This window comes from Sphingomonas sp. SUN039, assembly GCF_024758725.1.
GTDB lineage: Bacteria > Pseudomonadota > Alphaproteobacteria > Sphingomonadales > Sphingomonadaceae > Sphingomonas_O.
This window is the reverse complement of record NZ_CP096972.1, coordinates 246,233-272,508: the sequence shown is the minus strand read 5'-3', so window position 1 is coordinate 272,508 and position 26,276 is coordinate 246,233. Positions and strand designations below refer to the sequence as shown.

Below are 26,276 nucleotides of genomic sequence, written 5' to 3'. Positions count from 1 at the left end.
CGAAATTTAACGGCTGACAGCCGACTTGCCGCTGTCCGCAGCGATGATGATGCCGACGATCACGGCCACACCAGCGAGCAGTCCAATAATCAGCCCGCTTCCGCCAGTGCCCTTGTTGCCCTTGGCAACAGGCGCAGCCGAACGGGCCGAGACGACCGACAGCTTCGAAGCGGCCGGAGCAGCCGAAGCGAGGGTCGGAACGGCAACAAGCGACAAGGCCATCACGGCTGACGTCACGATTTTAGAAACGCTCATTTGGTACAACTCCCTTTAAATTTCCGAATCTCAAAGCGACGTATGGCAGCATATTGCGGCGCACACAACCCCCTAACACACGAACCGAACGATCCTTTCGGAACCCTCAGACCAGTGCGACCCGACCCATGGCTATTTACTGTTAAACATATATGACCCAAGAGTAAAGTACTGTCGGGATCGGCGAAAGCCCCGAATAGACAAACGATTACAACGGTGAACAAGGTTAACCCGCGACCCCGTTGGTGGAACGCGCCGCATCAAGCGGCGCGAATCGGCGATTCGGCAGGCCTCGCCCCTTGCGGGGCGGGGCAAAACGCCCCATCCGCGCGACGGAATGCAGGAAAGCAGAATGCAGCTGATCAATCCCGAAAATGCTGCACCGCATTTCGCCCGAAACGATTCCGGACAGGATGATTTCGGCCTGCCGGGATGGGCCTATCATGACCAGGATGCGCTTGAAGCGGAACGGCGGCGCATCTTCCTGAAATCATGGCAACTCGTCTGCCACGTCAGCGACATTCCCGAATCGGGCGACTGGCAATCGTTGCTCGTCATGGGGGAATCGATTGTCGCGATTCGCGGCGACGACGGCCGGGTCCGCGCCTTTGCCAATGTCTGCCGCCATCGCGGCGCGCGAATCGTCGATGGGCACAGCGGCTGCGCGAGAAAGCTGGTCTGCCCATACCACGCCTGGGTCTACGAACTCGACGGACGGCTGTCGGGTTTGCCGATGCGCGGCGATTACCCTGCGCTCGCCCCCCAAGAGCACAGCCTCGTCGAATATACGGTCGAAATATGGCGCGGCTTCGTCTTCGCTGCTGTCGAGCGCCCCCCGGTCAGCGTCGCCGAAATGATGGCCCCGCACGAGGAGGAGATCGCCCCCTACCGGCTGGAGGACATGCGCGCGATCGGGCGCGTTACCACCCGCCCCCGCCCTGCCAACTGGAAGAACATCAGCGACAATTATTCGGACGGCCTGCACATCCCGGTGGCGCATCCGGGGCTGAAACGGTTGTTCGGCGCGAAAAATTACGGCGTACAGGCGGGCGAATGGGTCGACCGGCTCGGCGGGCCGCTGGTCGAGGCGCCCGACGAAAGCCCCTCGGAGCGGACCTATCGCCAGTTGCTGCCGCATGTCGATCACCTGCCTGCCGACCGCCAGCGGGTGTGGTTCTATTACAAGCTCTGGCCCAACACCGCGTTCGACATCTATCCTGACCAGATGGATTTCATGCAGCTCCTGCCGGTGGGCCCCAACGAAACGATGATTCGCGAAATCGCCTATGCCATCCCCGACAGCCGCCGCGAGATGCGCGCCGCGCGCTACCTCAACTGGCGGATCAACCGGCAGGTCTCGTTCGAGGATTCGAACCTGGTCGAGCGCGTTCAGGCGGGCATGGCGTCGGCCAGCTTCGGGCAAGGACCACTTGGCAAGAGCGAAGTGTGCCTGCGCCGGTTTGCCAAGCGGATGCGGTCCATCGTACCGGAAATGCTGGAGGCGCAACCGCCTGCGCCGGGCTGGGGAAGACTTTGACCAAGCATTATGATGCCGTGATTATCGGCGGCGGACACAACGGCCTTGTCTGCGCTTTTTACCTTGCCCGCGCGGGGATGAAGGTTCGCGTCCTCGAACGTCGCGATATCATCGGCGGGGCGTGCGTCACGGAAGAATTCCATCCCGGCTTCCGCAATTCGACCGCGAGTTATACGGTCAGCCTGCTGCGGCCCAAGGTCATTGCCGACATGCGCCTGCACGACCGTGGGTGGCGGATTGTCGAGCGCACGATCAGCAACTTCTTCCCTTTCGAAAACGACTATCTGAAGCTCGGCGGCGGCACCGCGCGCACGCAGGCCGAGTTCGCCCGCTTTTCGCAGAAGGACGCCAACACCTTTCCTGCTTATGAGGAAGCGCTCGAGCGCGTCGCCGAAGTGCTTCGCGACTTCTCGTTGAAAACCCCGCCGAACGCAGGCGGCGGTGTCCGCGCGCTGCTCGCCGCCGCCGCGCAAGGGCGCAGCGTCGCGGGCCTCGATATCGAGGCGCAGCGCGACGTGCTCGACCTGTTCGTCAAATCCGCGCGCGACTTCCTCGACGGCTGGTACGAGAGCGACGCGGTGAAGGCAGCCTTCGGTTTCGACGCGGTCGTCGGCAACTATGCGTCGCCGGACACCCCGGGCAGCGCCTATGTCTTGCTTCACCACGTCTTCGGCGAGATCAACGGCAAGAAGGGGATGTGGGGCCATAGCGTCGGCGGGATGGGCGCGATCACGCAATATATGGCCGAAGCCTGCGTCGAAGCTGGGGTCGAGATCAGCCTCGAAGCGCCGGTCGCCAGGGTGCTGGTGGACGGCAAGCGGGTCGCGGGTGTCATGCTCGAATCGGGCGAGGAAATCGCGGCGAAGATCGTCGCAGCCAACGTCGGACCCGGTCTGCTCTACCAGCAACTGGTCGATGCCAGCGACCAGCCGCCCGCGTTCAAGCGCCGCATCGACCAGTGGAAGACGGGTTCGGGTACGTTCCGCATGAACGTTGCTCTGTCCCAACTGCCTGACTTCAGCGTCCTACCGGGCAAGGACCGCGCCGAGCACCATACCTGCGGCATCATCATCGCGCCCAGCCTCGACTATATGGACCGCGCCTACACCGATGCTCGCGAGTTCGGCTGGTCGAAGGCCCCGATTGTCGAAATGAAATTGCCCACGACGGTCGATGACAGCCTTGCCCCGCCCGGACAGCACATCGCCAGCCTGTTCTGCCAGCAGTTCCAGCCACGGCTGACCGACGGGCGAAGCTGGGACGATGTCCGCGATAAAGTCGCCGACCATATTATCGACACGGTCACGCATCATGCGCCGAATTTCAAGGCGAGCGTCATCGCGCGGCAGATCCATTCGCCGATGGACCTCGAACGCAAATTCGGCCTGATCGGCGGCGATATTTTCCACGGCCACATGTCGCTCGACCAGCTCTATTCGGCGCGCCCGATGCTGGGGCATGGCGATTATCGCGGGCCGATTGCAGGACTCTATATGTGCGGGTCGGGCACCCACCCCGGCGGCGGCGTCACAGGCGCGCCCGGCCATAATGCCGCGCACGAAATCCTGAAGGACCGCAGCCTGTTTGGCCGACTGCTCGCACTGCGGTAGCCGCTGACAAAACCGGTACGCGACGTTTGAAGCCAACAGGGCAAATCCGGCTTTCGGCGACCGGATGACATCGCGGCTTGCCCGGTCGCGCGAAATCCACGAAAAACATCAGGGAAATGTCTATACTCGCCAGCACACTCCTGTTGATCTCGGTCTATATCGGCGAACATTTTCTGCTGGTCGGCCTCTATGGTCGTAAGTCCTCGCTCCAGCGCCTGATCCGGCCGAATGCCAGCGCCAAGGCCGATCTGCCGTTCGTATTGCTCTATGAGGTCGGATTCCGGTGGCTAGGTCATTGGCCAAAGCTGATTTGTGGCCCCGGCATTCTCTATCTTGGCGTGGGTTGGGCACTCGGCTGGCTCGAATTTGCCGGGCCGGCACAGTCGATTTTGCCAACGGACCCTTGGCTCCTCGCAATTCCCGTACTCTTGGCGCTCGATTTTCCGCTCTATGTGACCCATGTCGCGATGCACCGCGTCCCCTTTTTGTGGCGTTTCCACGCCGTGCATCACGCCGCAACCGAAATGACCATCGCCAATGGCAGTCGTGTCGCCTTGGCAGAATATTTCTTTGGCGAGCTTGCGATCCTGCTGTTCATGACGCTGATCTTTGGCGCAGTGCGACCGGAAATCATTCTGCCCATCCTGATCGTTCGCAATGCGATCGACATGCTGCAGCATAGCGATCTGCCATGGCACTTCGGGCCGGGCGGGTATGTCGTGGCCAGCCCCGGCTTCCACCGGATGCACCACAGCTCGCGCCCGGAAGACAGGAATGCAAATTACGCGAATATCTTCGCCATCTGGGACCATTTGTTCGGCACCGTTGCCCCTAGATATCGGTCGGCTCCCTTATCGGCGAGTGATTGCCCGCTGGGCCTCAACGACCCTGCATCTGCTGCCCATTACAACCGGATCGTGGGACCGCTCCTGTGCACTCTGCCTGCCGACTTCCTCGAGGCTTGGTGCCAAGGGGGAGGAAAGCATAGCCGCGCGACATCCCCGTTTCTGTCGCAATGAAGCGGTTGCCCGCCCCTGACAACGAACTGACAAGGCGCGGGTTGCTTGGCATTATCGCGGCAACGCTTCCCGGCTTTGCGTCGGCGGCGACCCCAACCGTCGAGCGGATGCTGACCAGCTTTTTCCAGACCGGGAATGATCCTGCATTGAGCGACTGTAGCGAAGCCCTGATGGCGGCTTGGCGCTGGTCTGCGGAAACCGGCGGCAGCGTTCGGATTGCAGGGCGCTATCGGCTGGAGCAGACCGCACATCTGGCCGACAGCGGCGGTCGCTTCATTTTCGACAATGCCCGGATCGACGTTTTTGAACCCCGCCTTTCGGGAAAGCTGTCGAACGGCGTTACGGGTGCCATTGGCATCCTTTGCACCGGGACAAGTGCCAAAATACTCGGACATCTGGCGCTCCATGGACGCGGTGTGCCGGGGCGAACCGTCATGGCCGGCATTGTCTTCGATGGCGCCGACAGGGCCGAGGTCGGCAAACACACCGTGGCGAACATGGCTGCAGGTCGGATGGTGCTGTGGTGTCGCGACGCGGCATTCGGCGATGTCGAGGCCACCGACATGTGCGGCAGGCAGGCCTTTGGGACCGGCACTGCGGGTAGCGCCGAAGTGATCGTAGGATGCACCGATTGCCGCTTCGGGAACGTGAACTCTGTCCGCAACTACAAGCCCGTCCGCTATCTGTCGGTCGCGGTACCCGCCAAGGGTCCGCGACGCGACAATGTCAGATGCACATTCGGGACCACGTCCGGCACGGCCGCTCCCGGTTCGCCGGAAAGTATCGTGTTGGCCGTTCGGTCGGGCGTCGGCTGCCGGTTTGGCGACGTCACCGGCTCGGGCTTCAGCCAAGGCGTCGCGTTCATCACCTACAAGGGCGACGAGGGATTTACCGTCCGCGATAATCAGGTCAGCAAGATTAACGTGCAGGACGGGCGCACGGCGGCATCGGTCGATGCAGCCCTGGCGCTGGACCGCGAGACGGGTGCCCCGGCCATCGGGCGTCAGACCATCGGCAGCGTGACCACCCGGCGGGGCGGCTATTACGGCATATTCGCCAATGACGGCGAGATCGTCCTCGGCGATGCGACAATCGAGAACTCGGTTCGGGCGGTTCAATTGCGGAATTGCCGGGTCGCGTTCGGGACGATCACCGTATCCGGACGATATGTCTCGGCCTTCGGCTATGGCACTGGCGTTCGCGGCACCATCGACCGGCTGGTTATCGAGGGCGGCGCGACGGTCCCGTTGGCGAATGGCGCGCAAAACCTGCCGGGCGAGCGAACCTCTGGCTTGCGATTCAAAACAATTGCGTATCGCCGGCTTTCAACCGGCCAGCCGCTCGCGCTCGTCTTCGCCGACACCGAAAACAGTTCCACCGATGTCGTCGTCGACAGGGTCGAGGGCGCGGCAAGCAAGGGCACGACATATTTCCGGCGCCAGCCCGTGCGGACAAAGCCGTAGGGGCGGGCAGAACCGCCATACACCTGAACCGCTGAAAACAATGTCCGCTGGCGGCGTGCACCCCCAGCGGACATGGATCGGCCTGAAACCGGCGAGCGTCGGTCAGTTCTGCGGAATAGTGCCGCTGAACGATCCGTTCGAGCCATTACCCATCAGGCTGTTTTGACCGAAGCTCACGATCGTCGCGCCGCTGCTCAGGATGCCGTTGGTATTTCCCGAGATCAGCGAGTTCGCGATGCGAATCTGTGCCAAAGGCCCGGTCGCCAGCAGGCCGTTCACGATATTTCCGCTGATCGACGAGTCGGTGATGTTGACGCTCGCACCCGGCGTTCCGGCGGGGCCGGTGACCGACACGCCATTACGGCTGCCGGAAAAGGCCCCGCGGACAACGACGATATTGCTCGATGAGCCGGTTAACCCGGTCGTGTCGACTTCGAGTCCAGAGCCCGCGTTCCCCACAAGGCGGACGTCTTCGAGGTGAACATTGGCCGCCCCGGTTCCGGTTGGCTTGATCAAGATGCCTGCGCCCGTCGTGCCACTACCGCTGTACACGACCGTCAGGTTGACAGCATAGAGCCGCGCCGACGTGACCGGCGCGAAGGAAATACCGTTACCGCTGCCCTGATTGTTGATCAGTACATTTTCGACGGTCAGCGAGTTTCCGGAGATGAAGCGGATGCCGTTGAGGCCCTGCGTGGTGCCGGCGCCGTCGATGCTGAGACCACGGAGGGCCACTTCCGCCGTTCCCGGCGTCCCGGATGCCGAGTCGTTGATGATGAAGCCATTGATGCCGCCGGAATTGAGCGAACTTCCGAAGGTGCCGGTGCAGTCGACCGTTATCGACTTCGTGATCGTCAGCGTGCCATAGCCGCCGGGATCGAGGCAATTGATCTCGCCGCCCGACGCTGTCTTCGAAATTGCCCCGGCAAAGGTCTTGCACGGCGCGGTGCGACTGCACGGGTTGACGTCGTCACCGACGCCGGACACCCAAGTACGCGTGGCCTGACCGTAAGCCGCCGTCCCGACGCATGCGGTAAGTGCGGCAAACGCCATCGCCAGCGTCGACCAAATCCGATTCCTAGCCATTCTTCACCCTTCCAATTGGATATGAAGCGCCCCTTCAGGCGTCTGGGTGCGAGCCCGTGTGCGCCGTTTCCGAAGCGTAACATAGCGGGGCGTGGCTAAGGCTGTCCAGAGCCAGCGGCAGCCCCAGAACAGTACATATTTTGAATTGTTGGTGGCAGCTACGGCAGGAAGTCCGCATGGACCCCTGCCGTAACCAAAACCCTATTCTTGCGGTTCGACCGGAGCCTGGAATGTGCCGTCGGTGGTGTTCGCGTCGTTACGGTTGTTTCCGTAGGTGAACACAATGCCGCCGCCGGTTTGGGAGACCCCAACGCCGTTGCTCGTGATGGTAGAATTTCCGACACGGGCGCGGGCGGCAGCCCCGTTGACCACGATGCCCGTTCCCGAATTATTCGCGACCAAGACGCCATTGATCATCAATACGGCCGCCGTTGTGCCGGCCGGGGTGAGCACACTGATGCCGGTCCCATTTCCGGTGCTCGAAGAGCCGTCGATCGACATGTTGACTCCGGCCGCAGCGGTATTGCCGGTTGTATCGACCCTGATGCCGATATTGGCATTGTTCTGAACATCGACATTGCGCAGGACGATGCGGCCGGTTCCCGAAGCGCCAGTAGGCTGGATAAGGATTCCGCCCCCGGTTGCGCCGCTGCCGTTGTTGGCAATCGTCGTCTTGACCACGGTCAGCTGTGTGGCGCCGCTCGGCTGGAACGAAATGCCCACGCCGCTGGCTGCCCGAAAACCGTGAATCTGGCTGTTCTGGATGTGCACCGATCCTCCGGCGATGATCCTGATCCCGTTGCTCGCCGTGCCCGCGCCGTGGATATCGAGGCCGCTGAGGAACACCGCGTCCGTAGCAGCTGCATTGACCACGATGCCGCTGACGCCCGCACCGGCGGCGAGAATGCCGCCCTCGGTCGTATCGCAGGCGATCGTAAGCGCCTTAGTGATTGTTACCGACCCGAAACCTCCCGGATCGAGACAGTTGATTTCGCCGCTGGCTGCAGTTTTGGAGATCGCGCCGGCAAAGGTCTTGCACGGGGCCGTCCGGCTGCATGGGTTGAGGTCATCGCCGACGCCGGACACCCAGGTTCGAGTCGCCTGCCCGTAAGCCGCCGTGCCCATTGTCGCGGCGATCGCTGCGATCGCCATGAAAAGTTTCGTTATTTTTCGATTTTTAGCCATTTCGGTACCCTTCCCTGTGGAGAGGAACGCATACTCAAGCACCACTGGCATAGCCCGTTTCGACCCGTTGCGGAACCGAAACCTCGTCAGGCTGGAGCGGCATTATCGACGCGAAAAAATCGCCGTTCGCCGACCCGCCAGACCGTGTCCCGGTCCTCGCACTTGGCAAGGGTAGCACGAGCGCGCAGTATCCCGATGGCAACGAATCAGGGGGCGGCAGCCGTTGGCGGGACTTTCGATCAGATTATTGAGGAAGGCGGGGAGCACGATCTGCGCCACGCTCTGGTCCACGGCTGCCTTTGCCCAATCGTCGCTGGCAGATCCCGCCGGGTCCGGAGTGGTCGTCTCGGCAGTGCGCTGGCTTCAGGGCACCCTGCTTGGCACCGTCGCGACCGTTGTCGCGGTGATCGCGGTTGCCTCGGTCGGCCTGCTTATGCTCACCGGGCGGATCAACTGGCGCTATGGCGCAACCGTGATCATCGGCTGCTTCATTCTGTTCGGTGCCGCGAGCATTGTCGCCGGAATCCAATCGACCGCCGGTCTCGGAAACTAGCGCCATGAACGGCATCGAGCGGGACACATTGTTCGTCGCGCTGACGCGGCCCCAAATGTTCGCCGGGGTCACTTATTCCTATTTCATCGCGAACATGGTGATCGCGACCGAGCTGTTCCTGATCTTCGGCTCGATCTGGGCGCTGGTCGTGGCCTTGATCATCCACGGCGTCGGTGTGCTGCTCTGCCTGCGCGAGCCGCGCTTCTTCGACCTGTGGATTACCCGCGTCAGCCGGACGCCGCGCATCCGCAACCATGCGATCTGGCGATGCAACTCCTACCGGCCCTGAGCGCCGACCGACGTACTGTCGCCCGCGAGCGTCCCGCCGGTCACCACCTTCCCTTCGCGCGCCATGTCGACGACCACACGATCGAAACGCGCGACGGCATGCTCATGCAGAGTATTCATCTGCGCGGCCTGCTGTTCGAGACGGCTGATACCGACGAGCTCAATTACCGCAAGCGGTTGCGCGACGCGATGCTGCAAGCAATCGGTTCGTCGCGCTTCGCCCTTTATCATCACATCGTCCGGCGACGGGTCGAGCCGAGCATGGCGGCGGATCATCAGGACGATTTCTCGCACCGCCTCGACGCTGCCTGGCGCGGGCGGCTTTCGGGCAAGCGGCTCTACGTCAACGAGCTTTTCCTGACGTTGATGCGGCGACCGGCACGAACCGCCGGCGGCGGCCTCGACCGCCTCCGTGCGATGCTCGTGCGACAGACCGACGACGCGGCCGCTGCGGCGGCATATGAATTACGCCAGCTCGACGCGGCGCGCGACGCGCTGATCGCGGCGCTCGGCAATTACGGGCCGCGTTTGCTCGGCGTTTATGAAACTGCGCAGGGAATTTGCTCGGAGCCGCTCGAACTCCTGTCTTCGCTTTACAATGGCGAACTCCGCCCGGTCCTGATGCCGACGCAGGATCTTGGTGCCTACCTCCCCTATCGCCGGGTCAGCTTTGGTCAGGAAACGGTCGAGCTCGGCGCAGCGGGAGCAAGTCCGCGCAGCTTTATCGGGATGGTGTCGATCAAGGACTATCCGGGGCAGACCGCGCCCGGCATGCTCGACGAGCTTTTGCGGCTTCCGTACGAGATGGTCGTTTCGCAAAGTTTCGCCTTTGTCGACAGGCAGGCGGCGCTGGGCCGGATGAATCTGGCGCTGCGGCGGATGCGCTCGGCCGAGGACGAGGCGCTGAGCTTGCGGGCCGACCTTTCTACCGCCAAGGATGAGGTCGCTGCGGGGCGCGCGGGCTTCGGCGAGCATCACATGACGATCGCGATCCGCGCCGACACGCCGGGCGGCGTCGACGACGGGGTGGCCGAAGCGCAGGCGGGCCTTGCCGATCTCGGTATCATCGCAGTGCGCGAGGAAATGGCGCTCGAACCCGCTTTCTGGGCGCAATTCCCAGGAAACTTCAAATATATCGCACGACGTGGCCTCGTCTCGACCGGCAACTTTGCCAGCCTCGCCTCGGGGCATAATTTTCCGCTCGGCCAGGCTGCGGGCAATCATTGGGGCGAAGCCGTAACCCTGCTCGAAACCACAGCCGCCGGACCCTATTATTTCAACTTTCATCAGGGCGATCTCGGCAATTTCACGATTATCGGCCCGTCGGGTTCGGGCAAGACGGTCGTGCTCAATTTCCTCCTTGCCCAAGCGCGCAAGTTCAAGCCGCGCATCGTCTTTTTCGACAAGGATCGCGGCGCAGAACTCTTCATCCGCGCTATCGGCGGACGCTACGATCTGCTTCGGCCGGGCCAACCCTCGGGCCTCAACCCGCTCCAGCTCGACGACAATGCCGTCAACCGCCAGTTCTTGATCGACTGGCTCGGCCTGCTCGCGGGTGGGACCGATGTCGATGAAGCGGTGCGGATCAAGGACGCGGTCGCGGCCAATTTCGAACAGCCCGCTGGCCATCGCCGTTTGCGTCATCTCGCCGAATTGCTACGCGGCGGGCAGCGGCCGCACGGGGCCGACCTCTGGTCGCGGCTTGCGCCCTGGTGGGGCGAGGGGGAGCGCGCTTGGCTCTTCGACAACGAGGCCGACCTGACCGACCTTGCCGCGCCGACTGTCGGGTTCGATATGACCGCGATCCTCGACGATCCCGCGCTGCGGACGCCGGCGATGATGTACCTTTTCCACCGGGTCGAGGAGCGGCTCGACGGTTCGGCCGCGATCATCGTCGTCGATGAAGGCTGGAAGGCACTGGACGACGACGTTTTTGTCCGCCGGATCAAGGATTGGGAAAAGACGATCCGTAAAAGGAATGGCATCGTCGGTTTTGCCACCCAAAGCGCGCAGGACGCGCTTGAAAGCCGCATTGCGAGCGCCATCATCGAGCAGGCGGCGACGCAAATCTTCATGGCAAATCCAAAGGCGCGCGCCGCCGATTACATCGACGGTTTCGGCCTGACGACGCACGAGTACGAACTGATCCGCACGCTGCCCGACAGCGCGCACTGCTTTCTGATCAAACATGGTTCCGACAGCGTCGTTGCCCGGCTCAATCTGACCGGCGAGCGTGACATTTTGACCATTTTGTCCGGGCGCGAGCGCACCGTCCGGCTGCTCGACGATATCCGGGCGACGACGGGCGACGATCCGGCTGACTGGTTGCCGCGCCTGCTGGAGGTCGCATAATGGACCCCGTGCCGTGCACTGCACCGTCGATCGACCAGGGGCTGCTGGGAGGCCTGCTCGACTATCTCGATTGCCAGACGATTGCACTCGGCGGCGGCGGCTATCAGGCGCTGGCCGCGCCCGGCTCGAGCGTTTCACTCGCGCTCACAGGGCTGCTTACCTTGTTCGTGGCGTTGCTCGGCTATCGTATGCTGTTCGGTCAGACGCCGGGCGTGCGCGACGGGTTTCTGTCGATCATCAAGATCGGCATCGTGCTCGCTCTGGCGGCGAGTTGGCCCGCGTATCAGACGCTCGTCTACGATGTCGTGCTGAAGGCGCCTGCCGAACTGGCAACCGAGATCGGCGCGCCGGCCGCGCTTCCCGGCGTCAGCGGCGGGTTAGTCCAGCGCCTCGACGGGCTGGATCAGGCTTTCCTCACGCTGGCCGTGATCGAGCAGACCATTCCCGCCTCAGCCGTGGTGGCGGGACCGGGTGTTCCGCCGCCCACGCTTTTCGACGGCTGGGGGCTGGCCGGCGCGCGGCTCGCTTATCTGACCGGAACTGCGGCAGCGCTGGCGGCGGCGCGGCTCGTCGCCGGTCTGCTGCTTGCGCTCGGGCCGCTGTTCATTGGCTTTCTGCTCTTCGACGGCACGCGCGGGTTGTTCGAAGGCTGGGTGCGCGGGCTTGCCGGGGCAGCGCTCGGCGCGCTGGGTACGAGCATCGCGCTGGGTGTCGAGCTGGCTTTCTTGGAGCCACGCCTTGCCGAGCTTATCGTACGGCGCGGTGCGGGCGAGGCCATCCCCGGTGCGGCGGTCGAGTTGCTCATGATCGCGCTGGTCTTTGCTCTGGTTCTGGCCGCTATCCTTGCCGCCAGCGTCCGGCTGGCGCTCGGGTTTCGCCTGCCGTGGTGGCGCGCCCAATCGCTGCGTGAAATATCGACCGCCGCGCTGGAGGAACGCCGTTTCCTGCCCCAATCGATCGAGCGCACCGCCGCTGCAGATCGGGACCGACCGCGCGCCGCCGCCGTCGCGGACGCCGTTGCCGCCAACCAGCGTCGCGAAAGTGAGGTCGCACAAGCCGTGGTCGGCGCGAGCGGCCCCGGCGGCGCGCCGCGCCGACGGGTTGCAGTCGCTGCATCGGATAGTAGTACACCTTTCGCGCCGCCGGTACCGCTCGGGCAGAGTTTTCGCCGCAGGACTTCGGGCCGCGTCTCCGCCGCGTCGGGCAGAAGGGATGCCGCATGAACAAGCAGAGCCGCGAGTCGCTCGATGCCTATTATTTCGAGGCGGACAGCTGGGCGAACGATCGGCGCGACGCGCTGCTCTCGTCGCGAAAGGTAGCGTGGCTGGTCGCGGCGGCAGCCGTGGTCGTTGCCACACTCGAAGCTTTTGCGCTGCTGCTGCTGACGCCGCTGAAGACCGTCGAACCCTATACCCTGCTCGTCGACCGCAACACGGGCTTCGTTCAGGCGCTCGCTCCGCTCGATCCGCAGCGTATTTCGGGGGACAAGGCGCTGACGCAAAGCTTCCTCGTCCAATATGTCATCGGGCGCGAGGGATATGACGCCAATTCGATTCAGGATCGGTACCGCCGCGTCGCCCTGTGGTCGAACGAAGGGGCGCGGAGCTCCTATGTCGCCGCGATGCAGGCCTCCAGTCCGGACAGTCCGCTCGTCCGCTATCCGCGATCGACCGTTATCGAAACTCTGGTCAAAAGCGTCTCGCCCTTGTCGGACAATGTCGCGATGGTGCGCTTCGAGACGCGTCGGCGCGATGCGGGCGGCCAGGCACAGCCGCCGCAGGCCTGGGTTGCGACGATCCGCTACCGCTTCTCGGGCGAGCCGATGCGGCTCGAAGACCGGATGATTAATCCGCTCGGCTTTCAGGTGCTGCGCTACCGCCGCGACGCCGAAGCGCTGCCCGTCGAAGCCGCGCCAACCGCCCTGCCGGAGCCGGTCGTGATCCGGCGCGCACGCACCCCCGCCCCGCCCCGCGCACAACCACAGCGGCCGCCGCAGCCCCCGGTCGAACTGTGAAAGCTTGGTGGCTCTTGCTGCTAGTGGGGCTGTCCACGCCGCTCGCCGCGCAGGTTCCGCCGCCTGTCAGTGGCGATCCGCGCCTGCTAACCGTCGACTATGCGCTCGATCAGGTGTTCCGGGTGCAGGCAGCGACGGGCTATCAGGTCACAATCGAGCTGAACGCCGACGAACGTGTCGAGAGCGTTGGTGTGGGCGACGCCGGGGCCTGGCAGGTCACAGCGAATCGACGGGGCGACCACCTTTTCGTCAAGCCACTGCTGGGCGGTGTCGCAACCAACATGACGGTCGTGACCAACGTGCGGACCTATGCCTTCGACCTTTTGCCGGGCAATGTCGGGGACATGCCCTATATCTACCGGTTCCGTTATCCGGGCGATGGCAAGGTTGCCGATAGCGAAGTCGAACAAGCACCGCTCGCCGAAGGGCGATACCGGTTGAGCGGCGCACGTGCGGTCAGGCCGAGCCGGATCAGCGACGACGGCCGCCGCACCTACATCGAATGGCCGGGCGAAGCCGCGCTGCCCGCCGTTTATGCGGTCAATGCGCGCGGACAGGAAGAGCTGGTCAACGGCAACATGCGCGACGGCCTTTACGTCATCGACAGTGTCGTGCCCCGCCTGGTCTTTCGCATCGATGCTGCGCTTGCGCGCGCGACCCGCATCGGCGGCAACGGCCTGCGCTAATGGCGATAAGGGGTCCGACCGGCGATCCGCGCATCGAGATCGACCCGCCGGCTGAGGCTGGCGTGCGCCCGGTCGTCGCCCTCCCCCGTCCGGGCGTATCTACGGTCGCGATGATCGGCGGCGCCGTGCTCGCCGGCCTGCTCCTTTTCACTATCCTCGATGCGCGTCGCCGCGATGCGGCTGCACCCGCTGTGCGTCCGCGCGCCAGCGAGATGCAGACGGGCACCGCGCCGCCACCTCCCCTGTTCATTCCCGCCGAACGGCCGGTCGTGATCGTCGAAGACGTACAGCCCGCTCCCGCCCCGCCCCCGCCCCGCCAGCCGCCAGCACCGCGCATCGTCTATGTACCGCAGCCAGTTCCGTCGCCATCTCCGGTCATCCAGAACGTGGATACGGTTCCGCAACGCAGCGCAGCCAGTGGCCCCGTACTCGTCGTCGACACAAGCGCCCCCGCCCCGACCGCCGTTGCAGGCCAGGGCGCTGCCGCCAGCTCCTCCCCGGGGACGACCAGCGGCACTGCCCGTGCCCGCTCCGGCATGTTCGCGAACAACGCCACGACGGTGCCGCAAGGCACGATCATCCAGGCAGTGCTGGAAACGGCCCTCGATTCGACCCGGCCGGGTTTTGCCCGTGCAATCGTCTCGCGCGACGTGCGTGGCTTCGATGGCACGCGCGTGCTGATCCCGCGCGGAAGCCGACTCGTCGGCGAATATCGTAGCGATGCTGCCCCCGGGCAGCGCCGCGCACTCGTGAACTGGGTCCGGCTGATCCGACCGGACGGCGTTACAATTGCGATCGGTTCGCCGGCCGCCGACCCGCTCGGTCGCGGCGGCATCCGCGCCCGGGTCGACACGCATTTCTTCGAACGGTTCGCGGGCGCGATACTGCAGTCATCGTTCGATATCGGCATTGCACTTGCAACGCGCAACAGCGGCGTGGGCAGTACGATCGTCCTGCTGCCAGGTGCCGTGCAGGGCGTTGCCGACCAAGCAACCCAGATCATCCCACCGCAACAGATCACCAACACACTCAGCGTCCGCCAGGGCACCAGCATCTCGATTTTCGCGGCCCGCGACCTCGACTTCACTGGCACCGAGCAGCAACGATGACTGGCCCCGCGCTGGCCGAGGGCGTTTACCTCAGGGCCTTTCTCGCGCCGCTCGCCGACGTGCTCGACCGCAGCGACGTCACCGACATCTACATCAACCGCCCGGGCGAGCTTTGGATCGAAACGTCGGAGGGCGCGATCGAGCTGCAGCAAGCCCCCCTGCTGTCCGAAGCAACGCTTGCGCGGCTAGCACGCCAGATCGCCGCACTCTCGCACCAAGGGATCAGCCGCGAGCATCCCTTGCTCTCGGCCACACTTCCAGACGGCGCGCGCGTCCAGCTTGTCGCTCCACCGGCGACGCGCGGTCCGCTTGCGGTGGCCATACGCAAGCATCTGGCCCGCGACATGACTCTCACCGACTATGCGGAGGCTGGCGCTTTTGCCGCTACGCGGAGCGGCGAAGCGCCCGAACGGGCCGAGACGACGCGGCGGATCAATGCGATGCTTGCCGAGCGGAACATCGCGGGCGCACTCGCCGAAGCCGTCAAGGCGCGGCGCAACATCCTGATCGCTGGCGGTACATCGACGGGCAAAACGACGTTTCTGAACGCGCTGATTCGTGAAATTCCGATTGAGGAGCGGCTCGTCCTCATCGAGGACACGCCCGAGTTGCAGGTCTCCCAGCCCAATCACGTCGGGCTACTCGCGGCCCGCGGCGAGTTGGGCGAAGCACGGGTTTCAGCGACCGATCTGGTCGCTGCCTCGCTGCGCCTGCGCCCCAACCGCATCCTGCTCGGTGAATTGCGCGGCGACGAGGCCTATGCCTTTCTGCGCGCCATCAACTCGGGCCATCCCGGCTCGATGACGACCGTCCACGCCGACAGCGCGGAACGCGCGGTCGAACAGATCGTGCTGCTTGTCCTCCAGGGCGGGTCGCGCCTGAATCGCGACGATGTCCGTTACTATGTCAACAGCACCATCGACCTCTTCGTCCAGCTGGAGCGCGTCGACGGTCGGCGGCGGGTAACTGAGGTACGCATGGCCTCGTCCGGTCGCGACGGCCTCGTTTCATGAAGGGACGCGAAGTGTGCGAAGCCAGCGCGCGTCAGCAATCTGCGGCGCTTGCGGTTGTCGAACAAGAGATGCGACGGTCTCACGCCCGTGGCGTCGGCTCTGAACGCGCCAAAGCGACAAAAATGACCAACCGCGCATTCTCCAACGAGCTTCAGCTGCTGCTTGCATGCTGCCGATGGCCCCCCGAACCGGAAGCGGTACGGGCAGCCGCCGACACTGGCGTGGACTGGATCATCTTCCTCGACCTTTTGCGTCGCCATGGCGTCGTTGCCCTTGCCAGCCATGCAATATGGAAGGCGAACGTCGAAACTTCCGCCGCGCACGTGTCTGTTTTTCGGAAGTCGGTCGAATTGCAGGTTCAACATTCGCTAAATATGGCGCGCGAAACCGCCCGTTTGGCACAAAGCTTCGCCGAGGCGGGGATTACCTGCCGGTTTTTCAAGGGACCGACCTTAGCACGCCTCGCCTATTCGGATTTCGGGCTGAAGCGATCAGCAGATATCGATGTGCTGATCGCGCCCGCCGCACTGGAGCGAGCCTGCGATCGGCTGAGAGGCGCAGGGTTTATCCCCGCGATGATACGCAATTTGGACCCCGCATCTTTCGACCGATATCTGCGGCTGGCCAAAGAAGTGGCATTTGTAGATTCGCAAGGAATCGTGGTGGAGCTTCATCTGCGCATCTCCGACAACAAGGAAATGTTGCAGACCATGAACGCCGATTCCGAACCGCAGCACGTCAGCATCGGATCGGTCTCGGTTCCCACTTTCAACGATCGGCTGTTGTATCCGTATCTTTGCTATCATGGTGCCGTTCACGGTTGGAGCCGTCTCAAATGGCTGGTCGATCTCAATGCGTTTCTCGAGGGACGCGATGTCGCGATGTTGCACGAGAGCGCGGTAGCGCAAGGCGTCGAAAGCGCATCGCTGGTCGCGCTTTCACTATGCCAGAGCCTGCTTGGCCGGGACTTGGCAGTAACACCGCAGCTTTCCCTGCTTCAACGCGTGCAACGCCGGATATCATTGGCTGCGATCCAGCACCCCTTGGGTGGCAGTGAAGTGACATCCGTTCCGATGGCAACGGCATTGCGGATATGCGGCGCAACCATCGGCGGGAATTTTTCAAGTGCGAAAGCCAGCCTTATAGGAGCGTGGAGCCAACCCCAGCTGCGCGCGCGATACGCAGACGGCCATGGGTGGCGTTTTCATCTTTTTCGTATTCCGATATTCCTCTGGGCCTTACCGCGCAGATTGCGGGCGGTCTCTGTCGACCGGTCGACCTAAACCGGCTCTTCGATCTGGGCCGGCCGCAACCAGTACAGCGGAATAGCGGTCAGCATCAGCGCAATGCTGAGCAGCAACGCCTCGGTCCCCGAACCCCAGAGCACCCAGGCCGCAAAGACCAGCCCGACCGCCGCGAACGGCCGCGCGATCCCGAGCGCCAGCGCGGCGGCGCACGCCCCGACATAGAGCCACACCGTTGCCGCCGTAGTCAGCTGCAGCATGAACGTCAGCACGCCAGTGAGGCCCGGAATGGCCCCCGACAGCACCAGCGCGCTGGCAAAGGCGCTCGACAACAGGATCGCAACCGTCGGTACATCACGGTCGCTCGTCCGGCCCAGAAACGGGGGCATCAAACCGCTGCGCGCCATGCCAAGCGGCACTTCGCCCTGCATCAGCGTCCAGCCATTGAGGCAGCCGATGGCCGCAATCGATGCGAATGCGGCAATGGCGAGCCCCGCGCCGCGTCCCCAGAACTGCTCGACGAACAAGGCAATCGGCGCGTCCGACCCGGCAACGAGTGCGGCCGGCAGCGCAAAGACGACACCGTTCCCGATGGCAACATAGAGCAGCCCCGTCAGCGCGGTCCCGTAAAGCGTGGCGCGCAGCACGTTACGCGCCGGATCGCGGACCCGTTCCGCCGCCAGCGATGCCGCCTCGAACCCGACGAGCGGAAAGAAGCACAGGGTCAGCACCGTCGTCAGCTTCGTCGCATCGAACGGGGCATGGGGATGCGCGGAGAACCGCGCGGCGTCCGTAAACGTCAGCCCGAGCAGGATGAGCACCACCGCAAACAGCGGCAACAGTTTAAGCAAGGTCGTGACGACCTGAAACCGGCCCGCGCCCTTCGCGCCGCCGAGGTTGAGCGCCGTCAGCGCCCAGATCAGCGTCGTCGCCCCAAGTGCCGTGGCCAGCGGCGTCGCGGTCAGCGCGGGAACAAACGTCGCGCCATAGCGGACAGCGGTCAGTGCGATGATGGCATTGGCCGAACAGATGCCGACCCAATAGCTCCAGCCCACAAGTACGCCGGGCAGCGGCCCCAACGCTTCGCCGACGATGACAACTGCCCCCGAAGCCGCCGGACGGGCAGTGGCCAGCTGGGAAAGGACAAAGGCGAGCAGCATCGCGCCGGGGATTGCAACGGACCACCCCGCAACCCCGGTCCAGCCATAGGGTGCAAGCTGCGCGGGCATCACGAAGACACCTGCCCCGATCATCCCGCCGACGACAAGCGCGGCGGCAGTCCAGACGCCGAACGGGCGGCCTTCAGCCGAGCCGGGAGCGGGAGAGGTTTCGCTCCCGCTCACCCGGTTAGAACTTCGCGCCGACCTTCAACCCGATCGTTCGCGGCGTCACATAGGTTGCATAGACCCGCGTACAGACGCTGCACCGGACGCCGCGCGTGATCTGCGCGCGGGCATCCCAGACATTCTCGGCAAAGATTTCCGCCGTGAACATGCCGAAATCTGCCCCCAGCCGCAGGTCGCCGGTGGTAAAAGCCGGCAAGCGTCCCAGGGTCGCGATATCGCCCGCCCGCAGCGCCGGATTCGCCCCGCTCTGGTGGTTGATCAGGCCCTGGATGAACGGCTTCACCGCGCCCATGCCGAAAGTGTACCGCGCATTGCCGCTGATCTTGAACTGCGGCGTGATCGGCAGACGCGTCCCGACCGGCACAGCAAGGCCCGCAACGGTCGAAGTGGTCTTTGCGTCGGTGTAGGCAGCCGCCGCCGACAGGCTCAGGCCCGTGACCGGTGTCCAGTTAACGTCGGTCTCGATCCCCTTGATCTCGGCATTGGGACCGTTCTGGATTTGCGTCAGGCTGTTTTGCCCGAGGAACGCGAACTGAAACCCGTTCCATTTCTGCAGATAGACCGCGCCGTTCCAGCGCAACTTGCCGCCCGCCAGCGTCGTCTTCCACCCGAGCTCGTAGTTGGTCAGGAAGTCCGCGCCGTACGGCGCAAGTCCCGGACGCCGGTTGATGCCGCCGGGCCGGAAGCCACGCGACCAGGTGCCATAGAACAACAGGTCGCTGTTGGGCTTCCACGTCAGGTTGACGCGGTGGGTAAAGCCCTGCCCTGTCGATCTGGCGGGCAGCACCGTCGTCGTCAGCGCGCCCGATGCCGAAAGAATTTGCGTGCCGACGTTGGGGCACGGACCGCCCGGCACGGTGGCCGGCACCAGCGCACCCGCTGCATCACGGAAACAGCGCCCGACGCCGGCCCCGGCACCGACAGCGTTCGGCGAGCCGAAACCATTGAACCCGGCCAATGTATTGTCGAAGATATAGGCGCGCCCGCCCGCCGTAATCGTCAAATTCGGCGTGATGTCGAAGCTCGCCTCGCCGAACATCGCATAGTCGCGGTCGATGCGGTTCTGCAGCGTCAGCCAGAGCGTGCCCGGCAGACCGTTGACCGACCGGTTCGCAGCCAGACCCGGCACCTGATAGTCCTGCCGGATCAAGTGCGTCTGGCGTTGGTAGAACAGCCCCGCGACGACGCGGAAACGGTCTTCCTGCGGCGAGGCGACGCGGAATTCCTGGCTCAGCTTGGTGAAGGCGTCGTCACCGATGATGCGCTGGCGCGAATCGATCGTCTGGCCGGCTGCGTTGAAGAAATACTGATAGCCCGCGACGCCGCCCGCCCCGGCATAGAGCGCATCATAGGCCTCGGCATAATCGGTATAGTCGGATTCGGCGTGCGATTTGCGGTCGAGATAGGCACCCGCATAGGTCAGGTCCCAGTTGCCGAGTTTGCCCTGAATCGTCAGCGCGCCCTGGATGAAGCGGTCGCGGCTGAGTTCGGGCTGGAAACTCTGCACCTGCAGGTCGCCCAGCGACTGGTCGGCGCTGAAGCGGCCCTTGGTGCGCGACTCCTGCGCGATGACCGTGGTGTCGACTGTCCAATTGTCGTCGAGATCGACCTTGAGCGCTGCACGGCCGCCATAGAGGTCCTGCGTATTGATGTCGCTCTTGACCTGTCCGGCATTGGTTACGGTGCCGGTATAGCCGGGGGCAAGCACAGTCCCCGCCGGAATGATGAAGCGCCGCGTTCCCGCGATGCTATCGATGTAACCGGCATCTTTCTGGTACCAGCCGACGAGGCGGAGCGCTGCAGTCGCGCCGAGCGGCACATTGATCATGCCCTCGAGCTTGCCGCCGATGCCGCCCTTGGACACGGTGTTGAGTTCGCCATCGACGCGCCCCTCGAACCCTGCCGACGAAGGCTTGTTGGTGATGATGCGGATCGTGCCCGCTTCGGACGAGGCACCGTACAGCGTGCCTTGCGGTCCCGACAGGCTCTCGATGCGGGCGATGTCGTAGATGTGAATGTCGAGCGCGCCGTCGATCGTCGTCACCGGCTGTTCGTCGAGATAGATACCGACCGAGGGCAGCGGACCCGAGTGGTTGCCGTCGCCGCCCGACGCGATGCCGCGCATATAGACCTGCGTCGCGCCCGGAGTTCCCGCCTGGAACGTCACGCTGGGCAGCAGCGCGGCATATTCGTTGAAGTTAGAGATATTGAGCTGGTCGAGCTTTTTCGTCCCGATCGCCTGGATGCTGATCGGCACATTCTGGAGGCTTTCCTCGCGCTTCTGCGCGGTGACGATGATCTCGTCGCTGTCGTTGGCCGGTGCCGGCGTCTGGGCAAATGCCGGTGCGCCCGCCAGCACGGTGGTGGCGAGCAGCAGCGAAGAAATGGTGCGACGGATTGTCATAAAGACCCCCTGTTGTTTGGCGGCAAAGTCCAACGGGGCCGGAACGAAATCAATCGTAATATGCAATCGATGACATCTTGCGTCGCAACAGTGACACTATTGCCACTGTGCGGGTGCCGTCGGGTATGACGTCAAGACGTCGCCGAGCGCCGCTTCGAGCGGGCCGAGCCAGGATGCGAAGCCCTGCCACCCCTCCACCCCGTCGCGGAAAATCGGACGGCGCACCTGCTCGGACGACGGCGTCCGCACCGCGCGTTCGGTTTCGTGAAAGCGCAGGCAGGCGTCCTCCCACGGCAGGCCGCATGCCGCGATCAGAGCGCGGATTTCGGCCTCGCTGCTGTCGACCATCTGCTCATAGAGCACCCGGTGCACACGCCCCGGCAGGACGCGGTCGATATGCGCCATCAGCCGGACGTAATCCGCATAATACCGCCCCATGTCGTCGAGCGCATAGCTGAACGCCTGCCCGCGCGCGAAATGCTGTTTGAAGTTGGAAAAACAGCAGCTCATCGGATGCCGCCGCGCATCGACGATCACCGCATTCGGCAAGATGAGATGGATAAAGGGGACATGCGCCCAGTTGTTGGGCAGCTTGTCGATAAAATACGGCTTGTCGGTGCGGCGCTGAATCGCAGCGCGCTTCAGATAATCCTCGCCCAAACCGCGCAACGCGTCCGCCGACAGGTCGGCCAGCCGCTCGGGATAATCGCCGGTCCGCGCCAGCGCCGGGATATCGGGCAGCTCCGATGTCCCCTCGACCAGCGAATGGCTCGACAATATCTGTTCGACCAGAGTCGATCCCGCGCGCGGCATCCCCAGCACGAAAATCGGCGCGCGGTCGGGGCAGCCCTGCCCTGCCTTGGCGGCGAACAGTTGCGGCGTCGCGATAGCAATGCTGCGGTCGACAAACCGGCTATTTTCTTGGGCGCTATAGGGTTGGGTCTCTCGGCGTAGCGCGTTGGCCGCGTCATAATGGGCGAAGGCGGACGCATGGTCTTTCGCGTCCTCGAACGCCTTGCCGAGCGCGAAATCGAGGTGGAAACGGTCCTCGTCCGATAGCCCGTCCTGCGCCAGCGCCGCCTGCATCGCCGCGATATCTTCCGTGCCGAACCGCACCGTCTTCAGATTGGCCAGACTCCACCATACTTCGCCGAGCGTCGGTGCGATGCCGATGGCGCGCCGGTATGCCGCCACGCCGTCGTCGAGCCGCCCGACGGTTTTCAGCATATGGCCATAGCTCATCCAGACCTTGGGCTGGTCGGGTGCCGCTTTCAGCACTTCGTCATAGAGCTCGATGGCCTCGTCGAACCCGCCGATCTTGCCAAGCGCCGCCGCTTTCAGATTCGAATGGCCGATATTCTCGGGATCCTCGACCATGACCCGGTCGAGCTCGGCAATCGCCTCGGCAGGCTTGTTCTGCTTGTAAAGGCAGGTCGCAAGGTTGGCGCGCGCCGCACCGAATGCCGGACGCAGTTCGAGCGCGCGGCGCAGCAGGTTCTCGGCGTCCCTGTATCTCCCGATCCGTCCCGCCAGTTCGGCGAGCATGCGGATGGCATAGACGTCGAACGGATCGGCCTTCAGGTGTGCGCGCAGCAGCGGCTCGGCTTCCGACAGCCGGTTGTCGTGCAGCGCCAGCGCCGCCTGCATCAGTCGCGGATCGCGCAGGCCGGTGATCGTTTCGGCAGTCATCGGGACGCTTTAGACGGCAGGCACCGGTTCCCGCCAGCGCAACGATGCGCGTCCGCCGAAGGCCAGCCGATTGACGAGCAGCGCCGCCGCAATCGAGCTGAACAAGGTCACGACCATGAAATCGATATAGTGCATCGTGACGACTCCCTCGGGCTGGAGCACGAAAGTGTAGAGACCGTAGAGTATCACGCCCCATATGACGCCAACGATTGCCGCGCGGCTCTCGACGCCCTTGAACAATAGCCCGACCGCGAACGCCGACAATATGGGCATCGACGATAGCCCGTTGAGCTGTTGGAGCAGGTTGATGATGCTCTTGGCGTTTTCGAACACCGGCACGAGCGCAATGCTGGTCGCGGTCAGCACCGCCGACGTGACTGCCGCCAGTCGCCAGTGGTTCGCCACCGGGGCGACGTATTTGTCGTGGAAATCGACCGCATACAGCCCGACAGCCGCGTTGAGCACGGCGCTGGTATGCGCGATCACGGCGGCGGCGATCATGGCCGCAAACGCACCCGACATCCACGGTGGCAGGACTTCGCCGACCAGCCGTCCATAGGCCGCATCGTCGATATCGCCGAACAGCTTGTAGGCGACGACGCCCGGTACGGCGACGATGGCGGGAATGAAGCAGATGCGGACCAGTGCCGCCGCCAGCACACCCTTCCGCGCCTCGCGCAAACTGGGCGCGGCCATCGCTTTTTGCGTGATCGGCTGGTTGGTCGACCAGTAATAGATCTGGATAAAGATCATGCCGGTGAACAGCGTGTGGAACGGGATCGGCGAGTCTGCCGCGCCGATCATGGTCAGTCGTTCGGCAGGGACGCCGCTCGTCAAATCCCAGCCGACCGCCCTCAGCGCCAGCACGACGATCAGCACGGCGGTGGCCATGACGCCCACGCCCGCATAGGTTTCCATCACCGCAACCGCGCGCAGGCCGCCCGTAATCGTATAGGCCGCCGCGACGACCCCCAGGATCGCCGCGAACACGATAATCGGCACGTCCGTCCCGAAGAGCGTCCTAAGGAACAGCGCGCCCGAATAGAGCCCGGCGGGTAGATAGATCAGGATCATGCCGAACAGGAACAGCGCCGACACCAAGGTGCGGATGCCACCACCGCCATAGCGCTTTTCGAGCAGTTCGGTGACCGTTGTCACCTGCGCCCGGTAGTAGATCGGTAGGAAAACAAAGGAGAGGATCAGAAGCCCCACGAACCCGGCAAGCTCCCACCACGCCAGCAGCAGCATCTGGTTGCCGTTCATCCCCACCAGCTGGTCGGTCGACAGGTTGGTCAGCGTGATCGCGCCCGCGACGAACGGCCAGGTCAGCCCGCCCCCGGCGAGGAACACATCTTTGGACGACCCGTCCCCGCTGCGCGATGCCCGCCGCACCGTCGCCCAGGTCGCAAGGCCGATCAGGAACGTGATGAGCAGGCAGACCCCGATCTGCACCGCACCGCCCGATGCGTTCGATATTCCCATCACTGCGCCCTTCCCCTGTTTTCGGCGCAGCGTAACGGGTCGGGGCAGTCTGGCAATGGCCCGCCCCGGGGTTACGTTGGCAATGAAAGCGGTTGTCCGGTTTTTGCTACATCGTTAGATTGAGTGGCGGCCCGGTTCGTGATTTCGCTGGAGGACCAAAGCCGTCGCCGGGCAGGGAGGCAGAGCAGGACCATGGCGGCACTCAACGACCAGATTGCACGCGACGGCTATGCCGAGGTGCTCGTCGTGCTCAAGCCCGAACGGCGGCTGGGCAAGGGGGCGAAGGGCGCGAAGCTCGACCTCAGCGGTACCCGCGACATCCAGGCGGAGGCGGCCAGGGAGTGCATGCCCCATTTCAACCGCTTCGGGCAAAGCCGTGAAGTGATGATCGCGCGCGAGATGCGCCAGCAGCAAAAATCGATGCCGCGCGCGGTGATGGCGAGCGCCCCGGGCGATGGCGGAGATACGGCGGAAGCCGAGCCCCCTGCCCCGCGCGCCCGCGCCGCGCGCTATTTCCCGAACCTCGGCGTGATGATCGGCACGGTCGATGCGAAGGGGCTGCAAGCGCTGGCGCAGAGTTCGACCAAGGTCGCTACGGTTGCCGCAATCTCGGATGCCGAACTGATCCGTCCGCAAATGAGCGCGGCGCTGGCATCCGATCCCCCGACGGGGATTTCCTGGGGCATCAGGGCGCTCAAGGCCGACAAGCTGTGGGACCAGGGACTGACCGGCGATGGTGTGCTGGTCGGCCATATCGATACCGGGGTCGATGCGTCGCACCCCGCACTCGACGGTGCGGTCGATGCCTTTGCCGAGTTCGACCGGCTGGGCGAACAGGTGGTCGGCGCAACCGCCAGGGACAGCGGGCGGCACGGCACGCATACCGCCGGCCTCATAGCGGGTCGGACCCATAGCGGGTCGAGCTTCGGCGTCGCCCCCGGCGCGACACTGGCCAGCGCGATGGTGATCGAAGGGGGCAAGACCGCCACACGCTTGCTGGGCGGCCTCGACTGGTGCGTCGGACAGGGGATCAAGGTCGCCAATATCTCGCTCGGCTTCCGGGGGTTCGACCCGCAGTTCCAGGACATCATCCGCATCCTACGCGAACGCGACATCCTGCCGGTGGTCGCGGTCGGCAACGAGGGACCGCTGACCAGCCGTTCGCCGGGCAATTATCGCCAGTCGCTCAGTGTCGGCGCGCTCGACGAGTTCGACCAGATCTGGATCGATTCGTCGAGCATCCGGTTCCCCGCGCCCAATGGCTATATGAAGCCCGACATCCTCGGCCCCGGTGCGGAAGTCTGGTCGAGCATCCCGGGCGGCGGGATGCTGTCGCTGTCGGGCACATCGATGGCGACACCGCATATTTCAGGGCTGGCAGCGCTGTTGTGGCAGCACCGCCCCGACGCCACCGTCGCCGCCATCGAACGCGCGATCTTCAAGTCGGCGAAGCGCCCGCCGTCGATCGCGTCGAACCGGGGAAACCGCGGCTTGCCCGACGCGGTCGCCGCGTTGAACCTGCTTCCCTGACGGCATATATACCAGCCATGCCCAGCCGCATCGATCCGAAACTCAGCAAGGCGATCCGCAAGAACCTTCCTGACGACGCGAAGGTCCATGCAGCCTTTACGCTGCGCAACGGCAGCGACGGGACCCGGCTGACGCCGGAGACCACCGACCAGGTGGTCCGCGAGATCGTCGAGCGCGCGTCGAAGGAGACGGACACGGCGGCGGAAGGGCTGGTCGTGTTCAAGAACCTCCAGTCGTTTGCCATCGAGGCGCCGGCCAGTCTGGTCGAGAAGCTGACGGGCGACGATGCCATCGGGACCGCCGCGCTCGGCAGCTGATCCGCATCTTCCCTGCGATACCGGCAAGGCAATACCGGCAAACGGGGCGCGGGCCATTGCCACCTGCGGACGCCGCGATAAGGCGGAATGCGGA

23 protein-coding genes are annotated in these 26,276 nt (G+C 64.2%); 15 read left to right on the top strand and 8 right to left on the bottom strand.

Going from position 1 to position 26,276, the window contains the following annotated elements; all coding sequences use genetic code 11:
- Positions 1-6: 6 nt before the first annotated feature.
- Positions 7-255: a hypothetical protein gene (locus M0209_RS01365; protein WP_258886376.1), complete on the bottom strand. Its 249-nt coding sequence runs from the start codon at positions 253-255 to the stop codon at positions 7-9.
- 352 nt (positions 256-607) lie between these two features.
- Here M0209_RS01365 and M0209_RS01360 point away from each other — a divergent pair, with 352 nt between their 5' ends.
- The 4 genes from M0209_RS01360 (at position 608) to M0209_RS01345 (ending at position 5,884) form a co-directional block, all read left to right on the top strand.
- A complete protein-coding gene (locus tag M0209_RS01360; protein ID WP_258886375.1) occupies positions 608-1,792 on the top strand; it encodes an aromatic ring-hydroxylating dioxygenase subunit alpha in 1,185 nt (394 codons plus the stop codon).
- Positions 1,789-3,402, top strand: a complete 1,614-nt coding sequence (locus tag M0209_RS01355; RefSeq protein ID WP_258886374.1) for an NAD(P)/FAD-dependent oxidoreductase — start codon at positions 1,789-1,791, stop codon at positions 3,400-3,402. Before M0209_RS01360 ends, M0209_RS01355 begins: the two co-directional genes overlap by 4 nt.
- A gap of 116 nt (positions 3,403-3,518) precedes the next feature.
- Entirely contained in the window at positions 3,519-4,421 is a 903-nt protein-coding gene (locus M0209_RS01350) for a sterol desaturase family protein (RefSeq protein ID WP_258886373.1), read from the top strand.
- Positions 4,422-4,462: 41 nt separating this feature from the next.
- Positions 4,463-5,884, top strand: a complete 1,422-nt coding sequence (locus tag M0209_RS01345; protein WP_258886372.1) for a hypothetical protein — start codon at positions 4,463-4,465, stop codon at positions 5,882-5,884.
- Between the two features lie 102 nt (positions 5,885-5,986).
- Here M0209_RS01345 and M0209_RS01340 read toward each other — a convergent pair whose 3' ends face one another.
- Entirely contained in the window at positions 5,987-6,970 is a 984-nt protein-coding gene (locus M0209_RS01340) for a hypothetical protein (RefSeq protein WP_258886371.1), read from the bottom strand.
- 201 nt (positions 6,971-7,171) lie between these two features.
- On the bottom strand, positions 7,172-8,206 hold the full coding sequence (locus M0209_RS01335; RefSeq protein WP_258886370.1) for a right-handed parallel beta-helix repeat-containing protein: 1,035 nt from the start codon (positions 8,204-8,206) through the stop codon (positions 7,172-7,174).
- 196 nt (positions 8,207-8,402) lie between these two features.
- Here M0209_RS01335 and M0209_RS01330 point away from each other — a divergent pair, with 196 nt between their 5' ends.
- Together M0209_RS01330 and M0209_RS01325 are read left to right on the top strand one after the other, a co-directional pair.
- A complete protein-coding gene (locus M0209_RS01330; protein WP_258889534.1) occupies positions 8,403-8,708 on the top strand; it encodes a TrbC/VirB2 family protein in 306 nt (101 codons plus the stop codon).
- A gap of 4 nt (positions 8,709-8,712) precedes the next feature.
- Positions 8,713-8,997 (top strand): type IV secretion system protein VirB3, encoded by a 285-nt coding sequence (locus M0209_RS01325; protein WP_258886369.1) that lies wholly within the window; start codon positions 8,713-8,715, stop codon positions 8,995-8,997.
- On the opposite strand, the gene M0209_RS01320 is transcribed toward M0209_RS01325, so the two are convergent.
- Positions 8,985-9,116, bottom strand: coding sequence for a hypothetical protein (locus M0209_RS01320; RefSeq protein ID WP_258889700.1), 132 nt, complete (start codon positions 9,114-9,116; stop codon positions 8,985-8,987). The two genes, M0209_RS01325 and M0209_RS01320, sit on opposite strands and share 13 nt — an antisense overlap.
- Between M0209_RS01320 and M0209_RS01315 the strand changes: the two genes are divergently transcribed.
- From M0209_RS01315 to M0209_RS01285, 7 genes are read left to right on the top strand one after another with little or no spacing between them, the layout of a single operon-like run.
- On the top strand, positions 9,078-11,348 hold the full coding sequence (locus tag M0209_RS01315) for a VirB4 family type IV secretion/conjugal transfer ATPase (protein ID WP_258889533.1): 2,271 nt from the start codon (positions 9,078-9,080) through the stop codon (positions 11,346-11,348). The two genes, M0209_RS01320 and M0209_RS01315, sit on opposite strands and share 39 nt — an antisense overlap.
- A gap of 8 nt (positions 11,349-11,356) precedes the next feature.
- Positions 11,357-12,571, top strand: coding sequence for a type IV secretion system protein (locus M0209_RS01310; protein ID WP_258886368.1), 1,215 nt, complete (start codon positions 11,357-11,359; stop codon positions 12,569-12,571).
- A complete protein-coding gene (locus M0209_RS01305) occupies positions 12,568-13,362 on the top strand; it encodes a virB8 family protein (RefSeq protein WP_258886367.1) in 795 nt (264 codons plus the stop codon). Before M0209_RS01310 ends, M0209_RS01305 begins: the two co-directional genes overlap by 4 nt.
- A 23-nt stretch (positions 13,363-13,385) precedes the next feature.
- Positions 13,386-14,048: a TrbG/VirB9 family P-type conjugative transfer protein gene (locus M0209_RS01300; protein WP_258886366.1), complete on the top strand. Its 663-nt coding sequence runs from the start codon at positions 13,386-13,388 to the stop codon at positions 14,046-14,048.
- Complete coding sequence (locus tag M0209_RS01295) at positions 14,048-15,157, top strand: TrbI/VirB10 family protein (protein ID WP_258886365.1); 1,110 nt, start codon at positions 14,048-14,050, stop codon at positions 15,155-15,157. Before M0209_RS01300 ends, M0209_RS01295 begins: the two co-directional genes overlap by 1 nt.
- Positions 15,154-16,170 (top strand): P-type DNA transfer ATPase VirB11, encoded by a 1,017-nt coding sequence (virB11, locus tag M0209_RS01290; protein ID WP_258886364.1) that lies wholly within the window; start codon positions 15,154-15,156, stop codon positions 16,168-16,170. The genes M0209_RS01295 and virB11 overlap by 4 nt, the downstream gene beginning before the upstream one ends.
- Complete coding sequence (locus M0209_RS01285; RefSeq protein WP_258886363.1) at positions 16,167-17,453, top strand: nucleotidyltransferase family protein; 1,287 nt, start codon at positions 16,167-16,169, stop codon at positions 17,451-17,453. Before virB11 ends, M0209_RS01285 begins: the two co-directional genes overlap by 4 nt.
- Here the strand turns inward: M0209_RS01285 and M0209_RS01280 are convergent.
- The 4 genes from M0209_RS01280 to M0209_RS01265 all read right to left on the bottom strand — a co-directional run bounded on the left by M0209_RS01280 (position 17,450) and on the right by M0209_RS01265 (position 24,335).
- Positions 17,450-18,757 (bottom strand): APC family permease, encoded by a 1,308-nt coding sequence (locus M0209_RS01280; protein WP_258886362.1) that lies wholly within the window; start codon positions 18,755-18,757, stop codon positions 17,450-17,452. The genes M0209_RS01285 and M0209_RS01280 overlap by 4 nt on opposite strands.
- 4 nt (positions 18,758-18,761) lie before the next feature.
- Positions 18,762-21,164 (bottom strand): TonB-dependent receptor, encoded by a 2,403-nt coding sequence (locus M0209_RS01275; RefSeq protein ID WP_258886361.1) that lies wholly within the window; start codon positions 21,162-21,164, stop codon positions 18,762-18,764.
- 96 nt (positions 21,165-21,260) lie between these two features.
- On the bottom strand, positions 21,261-22,853 hold the full coding sequence (locus M0209_RS01270) for a sulfotransferase (RefSeq protein WP_258886360.1): 1,593 nt from the start codon (positions 22,851-22,853) through the stop codon (positions 21,261-21,263).
- A gap of 9 nt (positions 22,854-22,862) precedes the next feature.
- Entirely contained in the window at positions 22,863-24,335 is a 1,473-nt protein-coding gene (locus M0209_RS01265; protein ID WP_258886359.1) for a sodium:solute symporter family transporter, read from the bottom strand.
- A 192-nt stretch (positions 24,336-24,527) separates the two neighbouring features.
- Here M0209_RS01265 and M0209_RS01260 point away from each other — a divergent pair, with 192 nt between their 5' ends.
- Both M0209_RS01260 and M0209_RS01255 read left to right on the top strand, forming a co-directional pair.
- Complete coding sequence (locus tag M0209_RS01260) at positions 24,528-25,865, top strand: S8 family serine peptidase (RefSeq protein ID WP_258886358.1); 1,338 nt, start codon at positions 24,528-24,530, stop codon at positions 25,863-25,865.
- A gap of 17 nt (positions 25,866-25,882) precedes the next feature.
- The gene (locus tag M0209_RS01255) at positions 25,883-26,182 is read left to right on the top strand and encodes a hypothetical protein (RefSeq protein ID WP_258886357.1); all 300 of its coding nucleotides are present in this window, start codon (positions 25,883-25,885) and stop codon (positions 26,180-26,182) included.
- Positions 26,183-26,276: the final 94 nt, after the last annotated feature.